We start from the raw sequence: 22,148 nt of genomic DNA, 5'->3' as shown, positions 1-22,148 counted from the left end.
GCCCCTTCCCAAGGGGCTGTCTTTCTTATATTTTCTAGCCTATCTCCCTTGCTATTGAGAACTTTCTTATGGTAAAGCCTTGTTATAAGCAATTCTGGCCGTGGTTTCTGATTATTCTTCCACTCACGGTTGTCATTTGGACGGTTGTTACCGTTATCGTATTTACAAATAACTCAGTTTCGTTAGTCACAGAGGATTATTATAAAAAAGGCAAAGGCATTAATATTGACTTAACTAAAATTAACGTAGCTAAAGATCTGGGGCTACACGCTAAAGTTCACTCAGATGGAACGATGGTGATTATTGAATTCGATAAAGGACAGCTTGACCATTTCCCTGCAATCCAAGCTATGTTTGCTCATCGGACGCTACCTGATCGAGATTTTTCCCAACTCGTCACCGCCGATGCAAAAGGCATTTATCGTGTGAAACTTGAGAGTGAACTACAAGGCCCATGGTTTATCGAGTTAACTCCTCATGATGAACAGTGGCTAGTTCAAGGCCGAGTAACCTTCCCATCTTCTTCAACTGAATTAACGAACTAATATCATGAACAAAACGTGTTATCACTGCGGTGAAGATGTACCAGCCAACACGAACTTTCACGTTGATATCTTGGGCGAAAATCGCGATATGTGTTGTCCAGGCTGTCAAACCGTTGCCAAAACAATCGTCGACAGTGGCTTGGTCTCTTATTATCAATTTCGTACTGCTCCTGCTGAAAAAGTAGAATTGGTACCAGAGCAACTAAAAGCTTTAATTCATTATGATAATGCTGATGTTCAAGCAGAGTTTGTACGAAATACAGAAGATCGCTCAGAGGTGACATTGTCACTCGATGGTGTTTCTTGCGCAGCTTGTGCATGGTTGATAGAAAAACAACTGGATGCTGAGCCAGGCGTTGTTTCGATTCGTGTCAATACCACAACCAATCGCGCTTTACTCACTTGGAATCGTTCAAAAACACAATTAAGCCATGTCTTAGCTCAGATTCACAAATTGGGTTACAAAGCTGCTCCTTTTGAAGCTGACAAACATGAAGCACTATACCATGATGCAATGAAGACCTATCTCTATCGTCTTGGAATCGCTGGCTTGGCAAGTATGCAAGTTATGATGTTGGCCGTTGCATTGTATCTGGAGGCATTTGGCGATCTTGATGCAGAGTTTAGAAACTACTTTCGTTGGGTAAGCTTAATTTTTGCTACTCCTGTCCTGCTCTATTCTGCTCTCCCATTCTACATCAACGCATGGCGTAGTATTCGTGGACGAACATTAGGTATGGATGTACCTGTGTCATTGGCATTGATCTTTGCTTATGTGGCAAGTTTGGTCGCAACGATTACAGAGCAAGGGGAAGTATTCTTTGAATCCATTTCGATGTTTACATTTTTCCTGTTGGTCGGCCGATTTTTAGAAATGCGGGCGAGACGAAAAGCGGCTGCCGCTAGTGGTAATTTGCTAAAGCTTATCCCTGCAATTGCTACTACTTTGGACGGTCAACAAGTACCAGTAAAAACTCTCAAGCCTGATGATTGTGTACGAGTTCTTCCCGGTGAACATATCCCTGCGGATGGCGAAATCATATATGGCCGAGCTCATATTGATGAATCGATGCTCACTGGAGAATCATTGCCAGTAGTTAAATGCAGTGGCGATCAAGTATTTGCAGGCACTCTCAATGGTGATGAGTCCTTTGATTTACGAGTCACTGCCTCAAAAGCGGACTCTGTCATTTCTAACATTGTCAGACTGCAAGATGATGCTCAATCATCAAAACCCAAGATTGCTGAAATAGCCGATATTGTTGCACGCTACTTCGTTGCCGTTATTTTAGTGATTGCAGTTGGCACTTGGCTATTCTGGCATCAAGTTCGTCCTGAAGATGCATTTTGGATCATGCTCTCTGTCTTGGTGGCGACCTGTCCTTGTGCTTTGTCACTCGCGACCCCGACAGCGTTAACCTGTGCAACCTCTAGTATGGGCAGTGTTGGCGTGATGCTACGGAAGAATCATGTTTTTGAAACACTTTGTAAAATCAATCATTTAGTTATTGATAAAACAGGCACCCTCACTCACGGCAATATTGAAATCAGTTCTGTTGAAACATTAGCGCAATTCACCAAACAAGAATGCTTGAGTATTGCAGCAGAACTTGAGAGCCACGCCAATCACCCTATTGCGAAGGCTTTTCGCCCTTATAAAGTTGAAAATCTTCTACTCAATGATGTAAAAAACATTATCGGCAGTGGGATTGAAGGTGTTTTCCAAAATCAAACAATCAAAATTGGTAGTGCCAAATTTGTCTTGAATTCCAAGAACGACACTGCAACAAACTGTATCTTCCTCTCTCTAAACGAACAGCATATTGCCACTTTCCATTATCGCGACCCTATTCGTAAAGAGGCACAAGAATTTATTGATAAATTCCATGAGGCAGGCATAAAAATAACCTTATTGACGGGAGACTCACAAACCAATGCACAAAGCGTTGCTAAAGAGTTGCAAATCGATAAGGTTGTCGCCCAAGCAAAACCTGAAGACAAGTTAGCTTACCTGCGAGAGCTGAATAAGACCGAGGTTACTATGATGGTCGGAGATGGTATTAACGATGCGCCGACCCTAGCGGGTGCACACATTTCCGTTGCAATGGGTGGAGGAACTGATGTTGCTAAAGCCTCTGCTGACATGGTACTGATTGGTGATCGCTTGGATAGACTGCTTGAAGCAAGGGCCTTGGCCATTAAAACCCGTAAAATTATCCGCGAAAACCTTGCTTGGTCATTAGGCTATAACTTGCTGATTTTGCCTCTCGCTGTTGCTGGATTAGTGGCGCCTTATATTGCAGTTGTGGGAATGTCCGGAAGTTCGATAATTGTTGTCACCAATTCACTTCGTTTGCTTAAGAAGCAAGGGAGATAGATATGGAAAGCTTATATTTGCTCATTCCCATTGCCATCGTACTGGTTTGTGTCGCAGTCGGAATTTTCCTCTGGGCAGTGAAAAGTGAGCAATTCGAAGATCTTGAACGGCAAGGACATAATATTTTGTTTGAAGACGATGAAAAGCAGAATAAGGATAAGCAGTGAGCCCTGATTACTTGGGGGCTTGGATTGTGGGGTTACTCGGTGCAGGTCATTGCCTTGGAATGTGCGGGGGTATAAGTACCCTATTAACCCTCAATCAACCTAAAAGCTCTCCTGTTTTATTGCTCTACTACAATTTGGGTCGGTTACTTAGTTATGCACTGATTGGCGGAATTGTAGGGGGAATTACCTCTTCTATTACTGGTTTGGTCGATCTTCAGTCAGCACTAGTATGGCTCAGAATCATTGCGGCTATGTTAATGATTGTGTTAGGCCTCTATATAGGCCGTTGGTGGTTTGGCTTACTTCGCCTTGAAAAAATCGGCCAGAAGGTATGGTCATTGATTTCCCCGCTAGGTAAATCACTTTTACCACTGAAAAAGCAGTGGCATGCTTTGCCTTTTGGATTGATTTGGGGCTGGCTTCCTTGTGGTTTAGTCTACTCCATGCTCACTTGGTCAGCTGTGGCTGGAAGCTTCTCACAGGGAGCGTTTATCATGTTGGCGTTTGGCTTAGGCACCCTCCCTATCATGCTAGCAAGCGGTTGGGGAGTAAATAGGTTAAAGCATTGGCAAAATTCGATTTTTTTCCGCCGGTGCGCAGCAATACTATTAATAGCGTATGGCGTATACACAGCTTACGATGCCGTAAAGCTTATGATTAATCTTGGTTGATGGTTTAGTGATCGCTGATGTATTTTAACTACCCTTTAGGGTTAAGCGATGCTAAAATATTGACGTACATCAATTAGTGAAAGGTTGTTATGATTTCCGAAAAGCCTGCTGCGAAGCGCATTCAATCGGGTGGTTGTGCTATTCACTGTCAAGACTGCAGTATTAGCCAACTGTGTATTCCTTTTACCTTGAATGAATCTGAGCTTGATCAACTTGACCAGATCATCGAGCGTAAAAAACCGATTCAGAAAGGTCAGGAGCTGTTCAAAGCTGGGGACGAATTGCGCTCTCTCTATGCTATCCGTTCTGGCACCATTAAAAGCTACACCATTACTGAACAAGGGGATGAGCAGATCACCGCTTTCCACTTAGCTGGTGACTTGGTTGGTTTTGATGCTATTACTGAAGATCTGCACCCAAGCTTTGCTCAAGCTCTTGAAACCTCAATGGTTTGTGAGATTCCATATGAAATTTTGGATGATCTCTCTGGTAAAATGCCGAAACTTCGTCAGCAAATCATGCGTTTGATGAGCAGTGAAATTAAAGGCGATCAAGAAATGATCCTTTTGCTATCAAAGAAAAATGCCGAAGAGCGTCTTGCTGCTTTCCTATACAACCTTTCTACTCGTTTTTCTCAACGTGGTTTTAGCCCCCGAGAGTTTCGCTTAACGATGACTCGTGGTGACATTGGTAACTATCTTGGACTCACAGTTGAAACGATAAGCCGCTTGTTAGGCCGTTTCCAGAAATCAGAAATCCTTAGTGTTAAAGGCAAATACATCACTATCCTTAATCATGCTGAATTGATGGAATTAGCGGGCGTTTCTAAAGAAACTAAGTAACTTCAATGATGTAGCTCTTAATGAGCTACATCATACTTCTTCCAAATACCTATTTTTTTACTAAAACTCTGCCCATAACTAAGCTAAAGTAAAGCTAACAAACCTCCTCACTGAATAAGGAGTTTCTAATGAGCATTTACAGTAAGATTCTTGTTGTGGCTGATATCAACCATGATGAGCAGCCAGCGTTAGCTCGTGCGATGCAACTCGCGCAAAAGAGCACATCTATAAGCCACATCACTTTTTTCTTATCGATTTATGATTTCTCTTACGATATGACCTCAATGCTTTCTTTTGAAGAGCGTGATGCAATGCGTAAAGGTGTAATACATCAACGTGAACAGTGGATGCGTTCTATTGCAGAACCATACATTGATCAATCCGTTCAGTTTGAAATTAAAGTGGTGTGGCATAATCGACCTTACGAGGCAATCATTGGTGAAGTCTTTGCTGGCGAGCACGATATCCTGATCAAAGCAACACGTAAGCACGACATACTGGAGTCGGTTATTTTTACCCCTACTGACTGGCATCTAATGCGTAAATGTCCAACCCCCGTTTTGTTAGTAAAAAATACAGACTGGCCAGAAAATGCCAATATTATCGCTTCTGTACATGTAGGCTCGGAGGTTGATACGCATATAGATTTAAACGACCGAATGGTTGATCAACTGCTGAATCTAAGTCAACGTCTTGGGGCAAACCCTTATTTGGTCAATGCTTATCCAGTAACGCCAGCAAATATAACGATTGAGTTACCAGAATTTGATCCAACCACTTATACGGATGCGGTCCGTGGCCATCACCTCACTGCGATGAAAGCACTGCGTCAAAAGCATGGACTAAGTGAAGAGCAAACCCTTGTTCAACAAGGATTACCAGAAGATGTTATTCCGGACGCTGCGAAACAGCTGAATGCCGCGATGGTGATTTTGGGTACTACAGGTAGAACTGGACTTTCGGCGGTATTTATCGGCAACACGGCTGAACATGTTATCGACAAAATTAATTGTGACGTTTTAGCATTAAAACCAAATGGTTATGTAAGCCCTCTCGATCCTCAAACTGCAATCTAAATCGAATGTTTAATTATCCCTGCCTGAATGGCAGGGATTTTTTCTCTCTTCATGCTATAAATCTGGCATCTCTTCGATTTATCCGTATCATACGCACTTCATTTTGTTCTGAGATTTAAGATAGCAAGCAATGACAGTGCAAACTCAAGAGTTGACCAAAGCTCAACAATACAATTTCAATAAACTGCAAAAGCGTATTCGTCGTAATACTGGTCAAGCCATTGCGGACTTCAACATGATTGAAGATGGTGACCGTATCATGGTGTGCTTATCCGGTGGTAAAGACAGCTTTACCATGCTGGAAATTTTAATGAGCCTACAAAAAAGTGCGCCTATCTCTTTTGAATTGGTTGCTGTCAATCTCGATCAAAAACAACCAGGATTTCCTGAGCACGTACTGCCTGAGTATCTAGAAAGCTTGGGAGTTGAGTACAAAATCATTGAAGAAGATACCTATTCCATCGTTCAGGACAAGGTTCCTGAAGGTAAAACAACATGCGCACTATGCTCACGACTACGCCGCGGCATTCTATACCGTACAGCGAAAGAGCTAGGGGCAACTAAAATTGCTTTAGGTCACCACCGCGATGACATCTTAGAAACACTGTTTCTGAACATGTTCTATGGCGGCAAAATGAAAGGTATGCCTCCTAAATTGGTTTCTGACAATGGTGAGCATGTTGTGATTCGTCCACTTGCTTATTGCCGTGAGAAAGACATCATTAAGTACTCCGATATGCGTGCTTACCCGATCATTCCTTGCAATCTCTGTGGCTCACAGCCCAACTTGCAGCGTCAAGCGGTAAAAATGATGCTAAACGACTGGGATAAGCGCTTCCCAGGGCGCATTGAAACCATGTTCAGAGCGATGCAAAACGTGGTACCAAGCCATCTGGCAGATTTTGCGCTGTTTGATTTTAAGTCAATCAATAAAGATTCTGGCGTCATCAATGGCGGAGATATTGGTTTCGATAAAGAAGAAATGGCACCACAAGTGGTTGAAGATGAAGACTTGGTTGTAGAGTTCGACCCATCTCTTCAATTAAGTGTCACCAATCTCTAGTTACAAAGTAACTCAATAAAATAAAGGCTACCTATCCGGCAGCCTTTATTTATTTGGTTTAGTTCGCTAAGCTTATTTTTTTGCAGAAGGTAAATAAGGTAAAACTCGTAGAGTTGGAGCAGGCAGTTGCATCCACCCCTCTTCACCGATTTGCACTAACGCTACTTGTGCCTTGTGATTCTCGATGGCCATAGATTGACCATTACTGAACGTAATCATCCCCTCCGTTTCTGGCGCGAATTCTAAGGTGACGCCTTCCACCGCGGGCGTAAACCAACTGGAAAACATACCACCAAGCTGTTCAAGCATAACTTGCATTTGCGGTAGCAAGACGTCCACCTCTTGGTAGGTAACTTTGCCTTCAAAAGGTTTTTTGGCCATCACAACCATAGAAAAATCACAACGCTTATCCTGCGGCGTATCAACAAAAACCAGTGGATTTGCTTGACGCAAATTGTTATCCAAGGGGATTACTAGCTCATGACTAGGGCCAATCGGCAACTCTTCGTAGTGTTCTTCTTTTTCCATCCAAGCTTTTTCTATAACGCAGTTTTGCTTACTCTGTGCATCAACAAAGAAAATACCCATTTTTACATCCGGATGATCTTCTTTCGTGTTGCTTTTCATCTGTGAAAAAAGCTTGCTGTAAGTAAACATGTATTGCTGTGCCATCGCTGGAGCAGTTAGGCTTAATGCCAACGAGGCAATTAGTAGGTAAGATTTTGATTTCATTCTAATTATTGTTCCAATATTTTTGATTAACCGACATCATAGCTTGTAAATCCTGAACATACGCCTCTCCACGCTCTGAGTATTTCAAAAGTCTGTTACTCATCGCTTGTGCGCTTTTATCACTCGCTGGGTTAACCTTTTTTTTGCGTAGTTGGAAACGAATATCACGCAACTCACGATAGGCCTCATTTCGATTCACATTCATAAAATAACCATGAATCGAATCTTGGACACTATCGAATTTAGCAACCTCATGAAACGCTCCTGCTGAGCGTTCCAAAGGTACCAAACCACATCCCCAACTATAACACCACTGTCCAAAATAGTTATTCGCTTCTCGTGCAAATCGAGACGTTCCCCATGCCGACTCATTGGCAGCTTGCGTCAAAACCAAAGCTTGTGGGATCACATCAACTCGGCGAAACATTTCCTGAAGCCAAGCAATATCAACATTACCTTGGTTAAGCTCTACCGAATAGGCACTTGCCAACCATTGTGCTTGCGCTAAGTTGCTCGATGAAAGATGGTCATCTGCAAAGTCTTTTTTAATCCGTTTGAGAATGACTCGCTCTTGTAACACACGAGAGTTCTCATACATTACCCCAGGCTTTAGGTAGTTAAAAAAGGCTTCCTTTCTTTGCGAAATATCGATAATCGAAGAAAAATCTGGGGCGCTACCCACTACTTCACCTCGTAGTAATGGCAGCTTTACCCGCTTCGGTTTCTCGAAGCGGTAAACACCAAACAAGCTAATGACGAAAATCATCAGCCAAATGAGGCCAATGCTTACTTTCTTATGCATCAAACACTCCGGTTGATTTATGACTATCTTGTTGATCTGGAAATGATTGGTCTGTCGAAATGATTTTTAGGCGAATGCCAAACATGTTGCGATAAATAATGCCTTTAACATGAAAGAAGAAAGGCAAGAACAACACTAAACCAATACCGTACGGAAGTACGGCCATCATGAACAGCACCATCAAGATCGAATAGATAGCGATTAACGGGAAAATCTTTTTATTCACTGCTCGCAATGACAATAACAAAGATTGCATAGGTGGGACTTTCTTTTCACAAATCAGTAGTAATGAGTTACTAAAAGCCACAGAGAGGTACATAGAAAGGAATGGCAAAATCATCCCTGCCACACCTTGTAACAATAAACTGAACAGAGTGGCGAGGATAACCGGGATCGTAAACTGTAATCCTTTCGTGATATGCCGAGTTTGGTTTTTTAGCCCTGCCGCGTGACTCATCGCCATTAAACTGATGCCTGCATAAATCGGCGCGCTAATCACTTCATAGCTAAAGTTAACAATAAACATGGCTTGGACTAGGCCTTCGGGCAGCACACCGCCCTCCTGAAACACAGACAGAATCACGGAGAGATCGCCGATCTGCAATTTGAACGCAAAATAAAAAATCGCCAACTGCACCAAAATCAGCGCAAAAATGGCAGGCGTGAAATTAATAAAGTGCTTGACTGTAATACCCCAAGCTTCCTTGAGTACATCACCCACTTTTAATTCATAACTTCCCGATAGCGCTTTCTCTACCGAGCCGCCAAGATTGAACTCTCTTTCGATATCGTTATTCATAAAATGCCCTAGTTCGGTCAAATGCGCGGATAACGTCACGCTTCGACATGAAAATTGTGTTCATTATACTAAAATGCAGCTCAGGCTAAAATCTGATTACCAATCTGTCTTGCATTATTGTCGATATGATTGATAATTAACCGCTTGATAGCATTAAGAGTTAAGCAAAATCAGCATGCTAGACAAAATAGAATAAAACTGGCAAAAATTTTTATGTTTCAAGGTAAGAAAAAGACTTTGAAATCGTGCTCTTGGTGTTTATGATGCGCCCCTTATTTTTGTTTAACTACAGGTCCAACAAGTAGAATTGTCTACAGGCCGAGGTGGGAGAAATACAGACGTTGAACGAACAACATTCAGTAGGAAAGCCAGTCATTCGTTTATCTGGCATTAGCAAAAGTTTCGATGGTAAGGAAATCATTGGTAACCTCAATCTTGATGTGAATCACGGTGAATTCTTAACTATCCTAGGCCCATCAGGCTGTGGCAAGACAACTGTGTTAAGAATGATTGCCGGTTTTGAAACTGCAGATCAAGGTCAGATTCTGCTAGATGATCAAGACGTTACTCAAGTTCCTGCTGAACAACGACACGTCAATACGGTCTTCCAAAGCTATGCTCTTTTCCCTCACATGACTGTGTTCGAAAACGTTGCTTTTGGCTTACGTATGCAGAAAGTGCCAAACAGTGAAATCGAACCTCGAGTTATGGATGCACTGCGAATGGTACGCCTTGCTGAAATGGCACAGCGTAAACCGCATCAACTTTCTGGTGGCCAGCAACAGCGTATTGCTATCGCGCGCGCGGTGGTCAACAAACCTAAAGTACTGCTACTTGACGAATCGCTTTCTGCATTGGATTACAAACTGCGTAAACAAATGCAGAGTGAGCTCAAACAGCTGCAACGCCAATTAGGTATTACCTTTATCTTTGTCACTCACGATCAAGAAGAAGCACTGTCCATGTCAGACCGCATTATTGTTATGCGTTCAGGCAAAATTGAACAAGACGGCTCGCCTCGTGAAATCTACGAAGATCCTAAAAACCTCTTTGTTGCTCGTTTTATTGGCGAAATCAACGTCTTCCAAGCAACGACTTTAGACCGTATCGATGAAAAACGCATCCGCGTTGACATCGAGGGTATCGAGTCGATTGTTTACTATGAAGATGAAGTGAAAGCTGGTGACAAGCTACAAGTGCTCCTCCGTCCTGAAGACTTACGTATCGAAGAAATTAAAGAGTCAGAAGAAAAAGGCATTGTAGGCCACGTGACTGACCGTACCTACAAAGGCATGACTCTGGAATCAGTGGTAGAACTGGAATCCGGTATGTGTGTGATGGTTAGCGAATTCTTCAACGAAGATGATCCTGATGTGGATCACTCTATCGGGCAGAAGGTTGCCATCACTTGGGTTGAAAGCTGGGAGGTAGTACTCAATGATGAGCAAAAAGCTTAATCTACAAAACGCGATTATTACCTTAATCGTGGGGTGGTTAGTGCTGTTTGTGCTATTCCCTAACCTGATGATTATTGCTACTAGTTTTCTGACTCGTGACGAAGCAAACCTGATTAAGTTTGTTTTCACTTTTGAAAACTATACGCGTCTACTTGATCCACTATACGGCAAAGTGATGCTGCACTCGTTCTATATGGCGATTGTTGCAACCTTGATCTGCCTCGTGATTGGCTACCCATTTGCGTACATTGTGGCCAAAATGCCTGAAAAATGGCGTCCATTTATGCTTTTTTTGATCATTGTTCCTTTCTGGACCAATTCACTAATTCGCACCTATGGTTTGAAAATTGTACTCGGTACGCAAGGTATCCTGAACCAAGCACTGATGTCGCTTGGTTTGATTGATGCCCCATTACGCATCATGTTTACCGAAACAGCCGTCATGATTGGTCTGGTTTACATTTTGTTGCCATTTATGATCCTTCCGCTCTATTCAGCTATCGAGAAATTGGATGGCACTTATATTGAAGCGGCGCGCGATCTGGGTGCCAACAAGTTTCAAACCTTGGTTCGCGTAATTTTACCTCTGACTATGCCCGGCATTATTGGTGGTTGTTTACTGGTTCTACTCCCAGCCCTCGGCATGTTCTACATTGCTGACTTGCTTGGTGGTGCGAAAAACCTATTGATCGGTAACGTGATTAAGAGCCAAGTGCTTAATGCTCGTGACTGGCCATTTGGTGCCGCAACCAGTATTGCACTGACTCTGGCCATGGCGATCATGCTGTACGCTTACTATCGTGCAGGTAAACTCTTGAATAAGAAGGTGGAGCTAGACTAATGGGACGTTCAATTAGATTTAGCTTTATGAGTTTGGTGTACTTATTTTTGTACTTACCAATCATAGTTCTGATTGCAAACTCATTTAACGAAAACAAGTTTGGTATCAAATGGGGTGGGTTTACCACTAAGTGGTATCACGCGCTAATGAATAACGACAGCTTAATGCAAGCGGCTTGGCACTCCATCAATGTCGCAGTGTTTTCTGCTACTGCAGCGACACTGATTGGCAGTTTGACTGCGGTTGCCCTCTTCCGTTACCAGTTTAAAGGTAAGAAAGTGGTGAGCGGTATGCTGTTTGTGGTGATGATGTCACCTGATATTGTGATGGCCATTTCGCTGCTTGCTCTGTTCTTAGTGATGGGAGCAAAGTTAGGGTTCTTTACTCTACTGATTGCACACATCACCTTCTGTCTACCCTTCGTGGTTGTGACAGTTTATAGCCGCCTCAATGGCTTTGATGTAAAAATGTTGGAAGCAGCAAAAGATCTTGGTGCCGGAGAATGGGTTATACTGAAGAAGATCATTCTGCCTCTGGCAAAACCAGCGGTAGCAGCTGGCTGGTTACTCAGCTTTACCCTATCGCTGGATGACGTGATTATCAGTTCGTTTGTCACTGGTCCAACTTATGAAATTCTACCATTGAAAATTTACTCAATGGTTAAAGTAGGTATTTCACCAGAGGTCAACGCACTGGCAACGGTGATGCTGGTTGTTTCATTGGCTCTTGTTATTACTTCACAGTTGTTAGCAAGAGAAAAAATGAAGTAGAATCCACGTCCGTTTGGAAACACGCGAAACAGAATGACGGAAGTCATTCTGTTTTTCTTTGCAACGCCCATAAGGGCAACGTTTAGTTTGGAGCTAACGTCGATGAAAAAACTGGCTACTTTTTTAGCAGGTAGCGCATGTGCGCTTTCTCTGTTGTCTGGTACAGCGGCAGCGGAAGATAAGGAACTTGTGTTCATGAACTGGGGTCCGTATATCAATAGCGGTATCCTAGAACAATTTACCAAGGAAACTGGAATCAAAGTTATTTACTCTACTTATGAGTCAAACGAAACTTTGTATGCAAAGCTCAAAACGCACAATGAAGGTTATGACCTGGTAGTTCCATCTACCTACTTCGTGGCAAAAATGCGTGATGAAGGCATGCTGCAAAAGATTGATAAATCGAAGCTAAGTAACTTCAACAATCTTGATTCTAATTACCTAGATAAGCCTTTTGATCCAAATAACGACTACTCAATCCCACACGTTGTTGCTATCACGGGTTTAGCAGTAAACACAGATATGTATGATCCAAATGACTTCCAAAGCTGGGGCGACCTGTGGAAGCCAGAGCTTAAAGGTCAACTGATGTTGATGGATGATACTCGTGAAGTGTTCCACATCGCTCTGCGTAAGCTGGGTTACTCTGGTAACTCAACAGACGACAAACAGATCGATGAAGCCTATGCTGAACTGCAAAAACTGATGCCTAACGTATTGGTTTTCAACTCAGATAACCCTGCTGCTCCTTACCTTTCTGGTGAAGTTGGCTTAGGTATGTTGTGGAATGGTTCTGCGGCTGCTGCGCAAAAAGAAGGTTTGCCAATCAAGTTGGTATTCCCGAAAGAAGGCGGTATCGGTTGGGTTGATAACTTCGCTATCTCTTCTGGTGCGAAAAACGTTGATGCTGCACACAAGATGATTGACTTCTTGTTGCGCCCTGAAATTGCAGAGCAAATTTCACGTGATACTGGTTATCTGACTGGTGTTAAATCCTCAAACGACAAATTTAAAGGTGTGGCTCCACTGTTCCCATCTCAAGAAGATTTGGATCGTGTTGAGTGGCAATCTGCGGTTGGTGACAAGACGGTGAAGTATGAAGAATACTTCATGAAGTTGAAAGCTGGCCAATAAAGTCGCACAAAAGCATCAAATAGGCAGCATCTGCTGCCTATTTTTTTTTATCTTGTTATACTCCCCCTCCATCGCCTAGTTAGGTTCTTTCAATACACTATGGGAACGTAATGAAAAATAAACTGTTTGCGAGTGCTCTGTGCGCAGCAGCATTGTTCACCACCAATGCAATGGCTAAAGACCAAGAACTCTATTTCTACAATTGGTCTGAATATATCCCGAGCGAAGTCCTAGAAGACTTTACCAAAGAAACCGGAATCAAGGTGATCTACTCCACCTATGAATCCAACGAAAGCATGTATGCCAAGCTCAAAACGCAAGGTGCGGGTTATGACCTTGTCGTTCCTTCTACTTACTTTGTCTCTAAGATGCGCAAAGAAGGCATGCTGCAAGAGATTGATCATTCAAAGCTTTCTCACTTCAAAGACTTGGATCCCAACTATCTAAACAAGCCTTTTGATCCAGGCAATAAATATTCCATTCCTTATATTTGGGGGGCTACGGGCATCGGCATCAACACCGACATGCTCGATAAAAAATCGCTCAAGAACTGGGGTGACCTTTGGGATCCTAAGTGGGCCGGTCAGCTAATGTTGATGGATGACTCACGCGAAGTCTTTCACATTGCGTTGAGTAAATTAGGTTACTCACCAAACACCACCAATCCAAAAGAGATTAAAGCCGCTTACCGCGAGCTGAAAAAGCTCATGCCAAATGTACTGGTGTTTAACTCAGATTTCCCAGCCAATCCTTACCTCGCAGGTGAAGTCTCTCTCGGTATGTTATGGAACGGTTCTGCCTATATGGCTCGCCAAGAAGGCGCTCCAATTGAGATTATTTGGCCAGAAAAAGGAGCCATTTTCTGGATGGATAGTATCTCGATCCCTACTGGCGCAAAAAATATCGAAGCGGCTCATAAAATGATCGACTTCTTATTACGTCCAGAGAATGCCGCCAAGATCGCCCTTGAAATTGGCTACCCGACTCCAGTTAAGACTGCTCACGATCTGCTCCCTAAAGAGTTTGCTAACGATCCAAGCATCTATCCACCACAGTCCGTAATGGAAAAGGGTGAATGGCAAGATGAAGTGGGTGCGGCGAGTGCGCTGTACGATGAATACTTCCAAAAGCTCAAAGTAAACGACTAGTCTGCTTGAATGTCGAACGACTGAAATGTTTGAATAGCCACCTTCGGGTGGCTTTCTTTTTCCGCTCTTCATCATTCTGCCTGCTCTGATCATGGCTAGACTTGATAGCGAAAACGGCGCACCGCCATAACATTGAATAGCACACTTAACCCCAACACAATCATAAATGCCATGCCATTAAATTGCTGATAGAGCGCAAATCTAAGCAGTTCAACGGCATAGGTAAATGGGTTATAGACGCACAAAGTGTAGAGCAGCAAACTCGATTCCTGAATTTTCCACAATGGATAGAGAGCGGAGGAGATAAAAAACATTGGGAAAATCACGAAGTTCATTACACCCGCAAAGTTTTCTAACTGTTTGGTCTGCCCTGCTATCACAAGCCCAATGCCATTCAGTAATGAAGCAACCACCAAGCACATTAAAGCGAGTGAAACATACCCCTTCCACTCAAACGCAATCCCATAAAATGCCACTATCACTAAGAAAACGAAAACCAATAGCAGTGAGATCAAGCTGACGGCAACTAGTTTACTGCTCAGCAACATACCCAATGGATACGGACTGGTTAACAATATTCGCATACTGCCCATTTCACGGTCATACACGATTGAAAGCGCGCTTTGCATACTGTGAAACAACAAAATCATGCCGCACAAGCCAGGGAGCATATACTCCTCGTAGTTAATATAAGTGGAATAGGGTTCGGTAATGGACAGACCAAGCGTAGAACGAAACCCCGCCGAAAACATAAAAAACCACAGCAAAGGCCGCACTAAACTACTCAAAAAACGGGATTTTTGATTGAGTAACTTTTGCCACTCACGCCAAGTAATCCCCTTCATCACCATCAACCATGTGTACATGCGTAACTCCTACTTCATTCCCTCTCACAGCTCACTACGATGGCATTTTTGGCTCACCCAACCCAATGTTTGCCTGCGTTTCCGTTCCCGACACCATTTTACGAAATACGGCACTCACATTGTCACAACGTAACGTACTACAAAGTTCCTGTGCTGAACCTTGGGAAAGCATCGCCCTTTATGGAGTAAGATGATGTGATCATTCGATTCGATATCTTCGATGAGGTGTGTGGACCACAATACGCTGAGCTGATGTTGGCGTATCCAGTTTCTCAAACAGTGGTTCAGCGCTTCCCGCGCAGGAATATCAAGCGAAGAACTAGGCTCATCCAGCAAAAGTAATTTGGGGTGGTGGATCAAGGCACGTACAATTTCCAAACGCCGCCGATGTCCAATATTCAAGCTTCGAACGGTTCGGTTCAGGAGATCGGCCAGTGCGAAGGCATCCAACAAAGGTAGTGCCCTTTGGGTAACTTGCTTTTGGTTGAGTCCATGCAGGTGGCCGTAATACATCAAGTTTTGTTCAATCGTTAAATCGAGATCGAGAGAGCTGAGCTGGAAAACCACACCAAATTCTCGCAACAGGTTGCGGTGGTTTTTATCCAGTGGCTCACCATCAAGTACCATACTTCCACTGTGCGGGTTTTGTAATAGGGTTAGCAAGGCAAACAGAGTGCTCTTCCCTGCACCATTTGGGCCAAGTAACAGGTTCATGCCTTGTTTTATGGTTAGATTAATATGGCTAAGCGCTGCCTGTTTTCCATAAAAGTATGAAATATCCTCCAGTTGCAACAGCATCTTACTCTCCCCGTTTAGTCACCACGACTCCCCAAGGAAATCGTCCCACTTTAGTGGTTTTCACCACTTTCAGTTGTTTAACATCAATTAAGGAGACATCACCACTGACCCCATTGGTGGCGACTAGCCATTGCTGATCTGAATTTAATGCCATCTGCCACACTCGGCGTCCCACTAGCAAATACTTAATGACTTCAAACGATTGCTGATCGACTACAGCAATATGGTTAGCTGGGCCTAGCGCAATAAAAGCATAGCGGCCATCTTTGGTCAGTTGAATGCCAACGGGTTGGATTTTTGGAGCATAGACACCTGGAATGCTGAATTTCAGAGTGTGCAGCTCTTTTTGGGTTGCCACATCCAGCACTTTGACTGTGCCGCCGATTTCAGAGCTCACCCAAACCCGATCACCCGCATCATTAAAGGCAACATAGCGAGGCCGCTCATCCACCAACGAGTTGTGTACGACTTGATGGGTTTGAGTATCAATCCAATGTGCCATGTTAGACGTTTCCGATGTTACGATAACATAACGCCCATCGGGGCTGACCCCTACACCTTCCGGCTCAACCCCAACTTCAATTTGGGTAATTACAGAGCGCGTGGGAATATCAATGACGGTCAGTAGTGCATCATCCTCATTCGCCACATACAGTGTTTTACCATCGGGGTGCAGAGCAAACTGTTCGGGATCCTCGCCAGAGGGGAGTTCAAACGCTAGGCTGCCATCGTTCAAATTAAAAGCCTGTACCGTGTCCGACTCACTGGCACACACATACAGTTGCTTGCCATCCTTGCTTAGCGTGATACCTCGCGGCCGTGCCCCAGATTTAATAGTGTCGATCACCGTGAACGAGGCCAAATCCAGGATAGAGAGGGTGTCATCTTTTTCATTCGAAATATAAACCACTTCTCTTGCACTGGCTTGCGATGCAGACGACAAACTCAGCGCAAGCACAAGTAAAACGAATTTGAGTCGTTGATTCATGGTGTTTTCCTTTTTATCGATCCTGCCAATCGGCACTGACTGGCTGACTCATCCGTGCCTAAGGTATCTAAGTTATTAATAGGATGTAGATAACCATCAAGGGGTAAGCTCGCGACCAAAGCTTGCTCGGTTGAAAGCGGGATCGGTTGCCGTAGCTGACCATCCCATCCACGGAAACTGACTGCTCGCCCTTTATAAGCGGCAAATTCAAATTGTGGATCGATAAGAAAAGCCGTCAACTCACGATCGGAGAGTTGTGGTTGAGTGCGAAGTGCAGAATGTACCGTCTGAATCGCTACCCAAGCGTTATAATCTGCCGCTTCCATATAGCGTTGATTTTGGCGATAAAAACGCTCTTGCAACTGAGCTGCCGCCCACTCTTCAAGCGAACGATGCCAAGCATCTGCGCGCAGACCATGAGTACCAACCACGAAACGCGATAACCAAGTATTGTAGGCAATATATTGACCAAACAGATTTTGCGTATCATTGACCCATACCACGTCATACTCCTTACTTTGAGTAAAACGCTTCACTTCCACTGAGGCTTGACGCCGTAAATCGGTATCAAACGTCCATGTTTTATCGTCAATGAGTTTCAAACCGTATTTTTCAATACTGTGCAGCACCGCTTGCTTGAGTGCGAGATCCGGCTCGGATTGGCCACTAATCAGTAAAATGCGCAACAGTTTTTCCTGCCGCAACCATTGCGCTATCGCATCGCTTTTCATGCTATCGCTCGGGGCAGTATGCAGCGTATTAGCGAGGCAAAGAGTTACACGCAGGTTATCCGCGCTATTGTTGGTGTTTATCAGCAAGGCTACTTCGGGCAAGGCTTGGCGCACCGCAAGTAGCGTTGGGGTAGAAGCATCAATCAGAAAGATACTCACCCCTTGCTGCCACATCTGTTGTGCTGTTTTGACCAGTGCCGTTTGGTCTTCTTTTGCTACATTAAGCTGATAGTGCAGCTTTAAAAATTTGCCGGCTTGATTCGCGTCCAAAATCCCCAATTGCGCCCCTGCAATGCCTTGTGTCACCGGCGCACGAAGATACTGAGGCACCCCTGTGAGCGAAGGGACATTCTCCTTAAGTATACCGAGCAAGACTTCTCGACTAGCCAATGCCGGAGCACTAAACAAAAACAGTGCGAGCCATAAACGCCCGCAAAATAGAGCTAATCTCATCCTGACCGCTCGCCTCCATTCTTGCCTCACGTGCTTATCAATCTACGCAGCCTGAGCCGTAATTACCACGCTCGCTACACCAATGACAGCCGATTTCCTCCTAAAGGAGGAGAAGAGTTGCGGCTATAGGACGATGTCTACATGCGATAACCCTCCCTAAACTCAATGTCAATTTCGCTCACTTTCTTCACCCAATCTAGAGAGGCCACATGAAGCACCCTTTAACTCAATATCCAATCTCGATGTCTTTCATCGCGATTCCCGTTCACCTCAAGCTCGTTATTCTCATCACTTTTCTTGTCGCGGGAGGCCTAGTACCGAGACCTGTCTTGGCACACGGCAACGTCACACCACAAAGTGTGGATACTTCAACCTTGCCCCCCCTCGGTGAAACGTGGCGTGAAAGCAATCCGTACCGCACAGAGACAGGGCCCGCGCTGCAAGAAATCGAGCGTGTTGGTGCTTCCGCCTATAACCAAAACTGCGCTCGTTGCCACGGCCTTGAGGGAATTTCCGGAGGCATTGCCCCTGACTTACGCCAGCTTTCTCCCGACCTGGATGGTGATGAGTGGTTTATCTATCGAGTACAAAATGGCGCAGTTCGAGATGGTGCGGTTTATATGCCCAAAATGGCGGATTACTTAAATCAAGAAGCCTTGTGGGCCATTCGAACTTGGCTTGAATCGGTCGCTCCGAAGAGTTAATTCGGCGGTTGCTTTTCATCCTACCTTCCGTCAATTCGGAGTGAACTTATGCTGAGATATTGGCTACTCGCCCTGCTGTTTTACTTAGGCACGTTTACCCCATTACAAGCCAGAACGTATGACGACATCGTGGCGAGTGGGCAAATTACGATTGCGGTCTATCGTGATTTCCCACCCTATTCGTTCCTTTCTCAATCCGGAGAGCCACAGGGTTTGGACGTATGGTTAGCCAGTTTGATTGCCGAACAAATGGGGTTAAAGCTAGAACTCCTTTGGATGACCGCGGGCGAGCGCAGTGATGATGACCTACGCAATTACTTATGGAAGGGATTGAATCTCACCAGTGACGATGGGCGACGTCTCAAAGCCGATGTCATGCTGCGTGTTCCCTACGATCGTGAATGGCAATTGATGCGTGATGATGTGGGCGAACTCGCTCATGGACAAGTGTATATGTTCGCGCCATATCAAACGGAGCAATGGAAAGTCGCCTTTGACCCAGACAAAATTGCACAGATTGAAACTTTAGCACTGTTCCAATATGAACCGATTGGCGTGGTCGAAGACAGCCTTCCGCAGTTTTACTTTACTAGCGCATCAGACCGCTTTCGCCAGCAAACTCACACTTACCCTAATCTACAACTCGCCTTTTCTGACCTCATCACAAAAAAGTTAACTGCGATTATGGGCATGAGCGGACAGATAGATTGGCTTATCCACACCCAAGCCAATACAACTCAAGCCAGTACCAAGCCCACTATTCAAAGTTCGGATCGGCTTTACCCAATGCTCGGAAAGCCTAAATGGGAGATTGGTATTGCCGTCCACGAGAGCAACCGCCAGTTAGCGTATGTACTGGAAGACATTACCAACAACGCCGTAACTTCTGGTCAGATCGCACGTTGGGCCACTTCACTTGGTATGCATTGGCAAGCCCCAGAGCAATATCGCGATCTCGCTATCCCCGCCAATGCAGCCGAACAAACCACTCCCCCTAAGTGATGAGATAAATGCACCGAGAGTGTCATTTTCTCATCCGATTAATCAGACGACACTTACCCTAACGACAGGCTTAACAACCGTACATCGAACCGCAATCGCGTGATGCCATCACTCTAAAATGGTTCACGACAAGGAGCTAACCATGAAAGGAAATCCAACCTATCTCAGATGCACCCTGCTCAGTGCCTCTATTCTCACCAGCCTAACCGCATGGGCAGGCGTGACGGATAAAGACATATTGCAAGATGCTAGCACGCCCGAAGATGTGGTGAGCTATGGTATAGGGCCACAAGCACAGCGTTACAGCAGTATCGACTTGCTCAATACCGAAAATATTCAAGAGCTGCGTCCCGTCTGGGCGTTTTCTCTCGGTGGCGAGAAACAACGCGGCCAAGAGTCTCAGCCTATGATCCGTGATGGTGTGATGTACATCACCGGCTCCTATTCACGCGTTTATGCCATTAATGCCAAAACCGGCGATGAGATTTGGCAGTACGATGCAAGGCTCCCAGATGGCATTGTGCCATGCTGTGATGTGGTCAACCGCGGGGTTGCGATGTACGATGACTTGGTTATTTTCGGCACCTTGGATGCCAAATTAGTCGCGCTGGATGCCAAAACCGGCAATGTGCGCTGGAAAAAAACCGTTGAAGATTATCGCGCGGGTTACTCAATTACCGCCGCCCCAATTGTTGTGAAAGGCAAGGTGATCACCGGTGTTTCTGGTGGTGAGTTTGGTATTGTGGGAAAAGTACGAGCCTATGATGCCAAAACCGGTGAGCTGGTTTGGGAACGACCCACGGTTGAAGGCCATATGGGCTACGTTTGGAAAGATGGCAAACGAGTCGATAATGGCATTTCCGGCGGTAAAGCAGGTACAACATGGCCCGCAGATCTTTGGCAAACTGGCGGCGCAGCCCCTTGGCTTGGCGGTACGTACGACCCAGAAACCGATCTACTCTATTTCGGAACCGGTAACCCCGCGCCTTGGAACTCACATATGCGCCCAGGCGATAACCTTTTCTCCTCATCACGTTTAGCCATAGATCCTGACGATGGCAAAATTGTCTGGCATTTCCAAACTACTCCCCATGATGGATGGGACTTCGATGGTGTGAACGAGCTGATCCCCTTTGATTACCAGCAAAATGGTAAAACCGTACAAGCCGCGGCCAGTGCTGACCGCAATGGATTCTTCTATGTTCTGAATCGAACCAACGGCGACTTTATCCGCGGCTTTCCTTTTGTGGACAAAATTACTTGGGCGAAAGGACTCGATGAAAAAGGACGCCCTATCTACATCGACAGTAACCGTCCGGGAAATCCTCAAAACAGTAAAGATGGCAAACAGGGACAAACCGTAGTGGCTGCTCCATCATTCCTTGGTGGTAAAAACTGGATGCCAATGGCATTTAGCAAGCATACCGGCTATTTCTACGTTCCTTTCGTACACCCTTACACTTCATTATAACAAATTGGTGAGAGAGAAGAGGTAGTAAAAGGGTCTTCTCAACATTCACACATTATAGTGAAATTTGCCTCAAAACTTCTTAAAAGGTGAGAATCAGAAGCTACTCGAATTCACACCTTTTAGTATGTTAGGCACAGGCAAAATATAGAATAGCGACAGACTTCAAACTTTATGAAGCTCATTTTTGGACAAAACCTTGTCAGCGACTTTGCTAAATTAGAAACGCACGGATTACTCCACGTATCGCAAACTTGCTTTGCTGTGATAGTTTAGTTCCACTTTCTGAGTGACAAAAAGTTTACTTAATCTATTGAAAGGAACACAGCACTCCATACTATCGTGGCAATCATAAAGCTGACCAGCACACAAGCTGAGCCAATATCTTTTGCAAGCCCTGATAGTGGGTGATAATCAGTGCCAATGCGGTCAATCGCGGCTTCAATAGCGGTATTCGCCATCTCTGCAAACAAGATGAACAATAGGCTGCAAATGAGCAGTGCCTTCAGCAAAACTGATACTGGCAGCCATATGGCAACAGCAGTGAGCGGGAGAAAGAGCAATAATTCCTGTTGAAATGCAGCCTCATTCTGGATCATCCAGCGAATACCACGATAACTATTGACAAACGTATAAATAATTCGGTTAAGCCCTGTGCGTTTTTGTATAGTCTGCGATTTCATAGGTATTAGCTCATTGAAGTTCGGCATTGGT

23 protein-coding genes are annotated in these 22,148 nt (G+C 44.6%); 15 read left to right on the top strand and 8 right to left on the bottom strand.

Features of this window, described 5'->3' with window-relative positions; all coding sequences use genetic code 11:
* Positions 1–68: 68 nt before the first annotated feature.
* From VOA_RS13875 to ttcA, 7 genes are all read left to right on the top strand, one after another.
* On the top strand, positions 69–545 hold the full coding sequence (locus VOA_RS13875) for a FixH family protein (RefSeq protein ID WP_000240525.1): 477 nt from the start codon (positions 69–71) through the stop codon (positions 543–545).
* A 4-nt stretch (positions 546–549) separates the two neighbouring features.
* Positions 550–2,922: a heavy metal translocating P-type ATPase gene (locus tag VOA_RS13880; protein WP_001043852.1), complete on the top strand. Its 2,373-nt coding sequence runs from the start codon at positions 550–552 to the stop codon at positions 2,920–2,922.
* A 2-nt stretch (positions 2,923–2,924) separates the two neighbouring features.
* Positions 2,925–3,089: a cbb3-type cytochrome oxidase assembly protein CcoS gene (gene ccoS, locus VOA_RS13885; RefSeq protein ID WP_000445303.1), complete on the top strand. Its 165-nt coding sequence runs from the start codon at positions 2,925–2,927 to the stop codon at positions 3,087–3,089.
* Positions 3,086–3,760: a sulfite exporter TauE/SafE family protein gene (locus VOA_RS13890; protein WP_000074288.1), complete on the top strand. Its 675-nt coding sequence runs from the start codon at positions 3,086–3,088 to the stop codon at positions 3,758–3,760. The genes ccoS and VOA_RS13890 overlap by 4 nt, the downstream gene beginning before the upstream one ends.
* 89 nt (positions 3,761–3,849) lie before the next feature.
* Entirely contained in the window at positions 3,850–4,602 is a 753-nt protein-coding gene (locus tag VOA_RS13895; protein WP_000622574.1) for an FNR family transcription factor, read from the top strand.
* 128 nt (positions 4,603–4,730) lie between these two features.
* On the top strand, positions 4,731–5,678 hold the full coding sequence (gene uspE / locus VOA_RS13900) for a universal stress protein UspE (protein WP_000029907.1): 948 nt from the start codon (positions 4,731–4,733) through the stop codon (positions 5,676–5,678).
* Between the two features lie 130 nt (positions 5,679–5,808).
* A complete protein-coding gene (gene ttcA / locus VOA_RS13905) occupies positions 5,809–6,741 on the top strand; it encodes a tRNA 2-thiocytidine(32) synthetase TtcA (RefSeq protein WP_000218183.1) in 933 nt (310 codons plus the stop codon).
* Positions 6,742–6,813: 72 nt separating this feature from the next.
* On the opposite strand, the gene VOA_RS13910 is transcribed toward ttcA, so the two are convergent.
* From VOA_RS13910 to VOA_RS0117345, 3 genes are read right to left on the bottom strand one after another with little or no spacing between them, the layout of a single operon-like run.
* Positions 6,814–7,473 (bottom strand): DUF2987 domain-containing protein, encoded by a 660-nt coding sequence (locus VOA_RS13910; RefSeq protein ID WP_000837778.1) that lies wholly within the window; start codon positions 7,471–7,473, stop codon positions 6,814–6,816.
* Position 7,474: 1 nt separating this feature from the next.
* Positions 7,475–8,275 carry a glucosaminidase domain-containing protein gene (locus VOA_RS13915; RefSeq protein WP_000549199.1) on the bottom strand — a complete coding sequence of 267 codons (801 nt, stop codon included), beginning with the start codon at positions 8,273–8,275 and terminating at the stop codon, positions 7,475–7,477.
* Positions 8,268–9,074, bottom strand: coding sequence for a hypothetical protein (locus VOA_RS0117345; RefSeq protein ID WP_001058053.1), 807 nt, complete (start codon positions 9,072–9,074; stop codon positions 8,268–8,270). The genes VOA_RS13915 and VOA_RS0117345 overlap by 8 nt, the downstream gene beginning before the upstream one ends.
* 323 nt (positions 9,075–9,397) lie before the next feature.
* Here VOA_RS0117345 and potA point away from each other — a divergent pair, with 323 nt between their 5' ends.
* The 5 genes from potA (at position 9,398) to VOA_RS13940 (ending at position 14,424) form a co-directional block, all read left to right on the top strand.
* On the top strand, positions 9,398–10,531 hold the full coding sequence (gene potA / locus VOA_RS13920) for a spermidine/putrescine ABC transporter ATP-binding protein PotA (protein WP_083806362.1): 1,134 nt from the start codon (positions 9,398–9,400) through the stop codon (positions 10,529–10,531).
* Positions 10,515–11,372: a spermidine/putrescine ABC transporter permease PotB gene (gene potB, locus VOA_RS13925; protein WP_009355778.1), complete on the top strand. Its 858-nt coding sequence runs from the start codon at positions 10,515–10,517 to the stop codon at positions 11,370–11,372. The genes potA and potB overlap by 17 nt, the downstream gene beginning before the upstream one ends.
* Positions 11,372–12,142, top strand: coding sequence for a spermidine/putrescine ABC transporter permease PotC (gene potC / locus VOA_RS13930; protein ID WP_000533747.1), 771 nt, complete (start codon positions 11,372–11,374; stop codon positions 12,140–12,142). The genes potB and potC overlap by 1 nt, the downstream gene beginning before the upstream one ends.
* A gap of 102 nt (positions 12,143–12,244) precedes the next feature.
* Positions 12,245–13,276 carry an extracellular solute-binding protein gene (locus VOA_RS13935; RefSeq protein WP_000731883.1) on the top strand — a complete coding sequence of 344 codons (1,032 nt, stop codon included), beginning with the start codon at positions 12,245–12,247 and terminating at the stop codon, positions 13,274–13,276.
* 110 nt (positions 13,277–13,386) lie between these two features.
* Positions 13,387–14,424, top strand: coding sequence for an extracellular solute-binding protein (locus tag VOA_RS13940; RefSeq protein WP_000791558.1), 1,038 nt, complete (start codon positions 13,387–13,389; stop codon positions 14,422–14,424).
* A 95-nt stretch (positions 14,425–14,519) separates the two neighbouring features.
* Here VOA_RS13940 and VOA_RS13945 read toward each other — a convergent pair whose 3' ends face one another.
* The 4 genes from VOA_RS13945 to VOA_RS13955 form a co-directional block, all read right to left on the bottom strand.
* Complete coding sequence (locus VOA_RS13945; protein ID WP_000288881.1) at positions 14,520–15,290, bottom strand: ABC transporter permease; 771 nt, start codon at positions 15,288–15,290, stop codon at positions 14,520–14,522.
* Positions 15,291–15,404: 114 nt separating this feature from the next.
* Entirely contained in the window at positions 15,405–16,088 is a 684-nt protein-coding gene (locus tag VOA_RS13950) for an ATP-binding cassette domain-containing protein (RefSeq protein ID WP_009355777.1), read from the bottom strand.
* A 1-nt stretch (position 16,089) separates the two neighbouring features.
* Positions 16,090–17,076 carry a PQQ-dependent catabolism-associated beta-propeller protein gene (locus tag VOA_RS0117340; RefSeq protein WP_001076171.1) on the bottom strand — a complete coding sequence of 329 codons (987 nt, stop codon included), beginning with the start codon at positions 17,074–17,076 and terminating at the stop codon, positions 16,090–16,092.
* On the bottom strand, positions 17,073–18,260 hold the full coding sequence (locus VOA_RS13955; protein ID WP_032468160.1) for an ABC transporter substrate-binding protein: 1,188 nt from the start codon (positions 18,258–18,260) through the stop codon (positions 17,073–17,075). Before VOA_RS13955 ends, VOA_RS0117340 begins: the two co-directional genes overlap by 4 nt.
* A gap of 209 nt (positions 18,261–18,469) precedes the next feature.
* On the opposite strand from VOA_RS13955, the gene pedF reads away from it, so the two are divergent.
* The 3 genes from pedF to VOA_RS13970 all read left to right on the top strand — a co-directional run bounded on the left by pedF (position 18,470) and on the right by VOA_RS13970 (position 21,437).
* The gene (pedF, locus tag VOA_RS13960; protein WP_000682547.1) at positions 18,470–18,964 is read left to right on the top strand and encodes a cytochrome c-550 PedF; all 495 of its coding nucleotides are present in this window, start codon (positions 18,470–18,472) and stop codon (positions 18,962–18,964) included.
* Between the two features lie 48 nt (positions 18,965–19,012).
* Positions 19,013–19,966 carry a substrate-binding periplasmic protein gene (locus tag VOA_RS13965; RefSeq protein ID WP_000947093.1) on the top strand — a complete coding sequence of 318 codons (954 nt, stop codon included), beginning with the start codon at positions 19,013–19,015 and terminating at the stop codon, positions 19,964–19,966.
* Between the two features lie 142 nt (positions 19,967–20,108).
* On the top strand, positions 20,109–21,437 hold the full coding sequence (locus VOA_RS13970; protein ID WP_000678062.1) for a PQQ-dependent dehydrogenase, methanol/ethanol family: 1,329 nt from the start codon (positions 20,109–20,111) through the stop codon (positions 21,435–21,437).
* Between the two features lie 302 nt (positions 21,438–21,739).
* On the opposite strand, the gene VOA_RS0117335 is transcribed toward VOA_RS13970, so the two are convergent.
* The coding region (locus VOA_RS0117335) for a diacylglycerol kinase (RefSeq protein WP_000298112.1) at positions 21,740–22,148 on the bottom strand (409 nt) is incomplete at its 5' end.

Source organism: Vibrio sp. RC586 (assembly GCF_000176715.1).
In the GTDB taxonomy this organism is placed as follows: Bacteria; Pseudomonadota; Gammaproteobacteria; order Enterobacterales; family Vibrionaceae; genus Vibrio.
The sequence above is the reverse complement of the archived record's forward strand: the minus strand, read 5'-3'. Positions and strand labels throughout refer to the sequence as shown.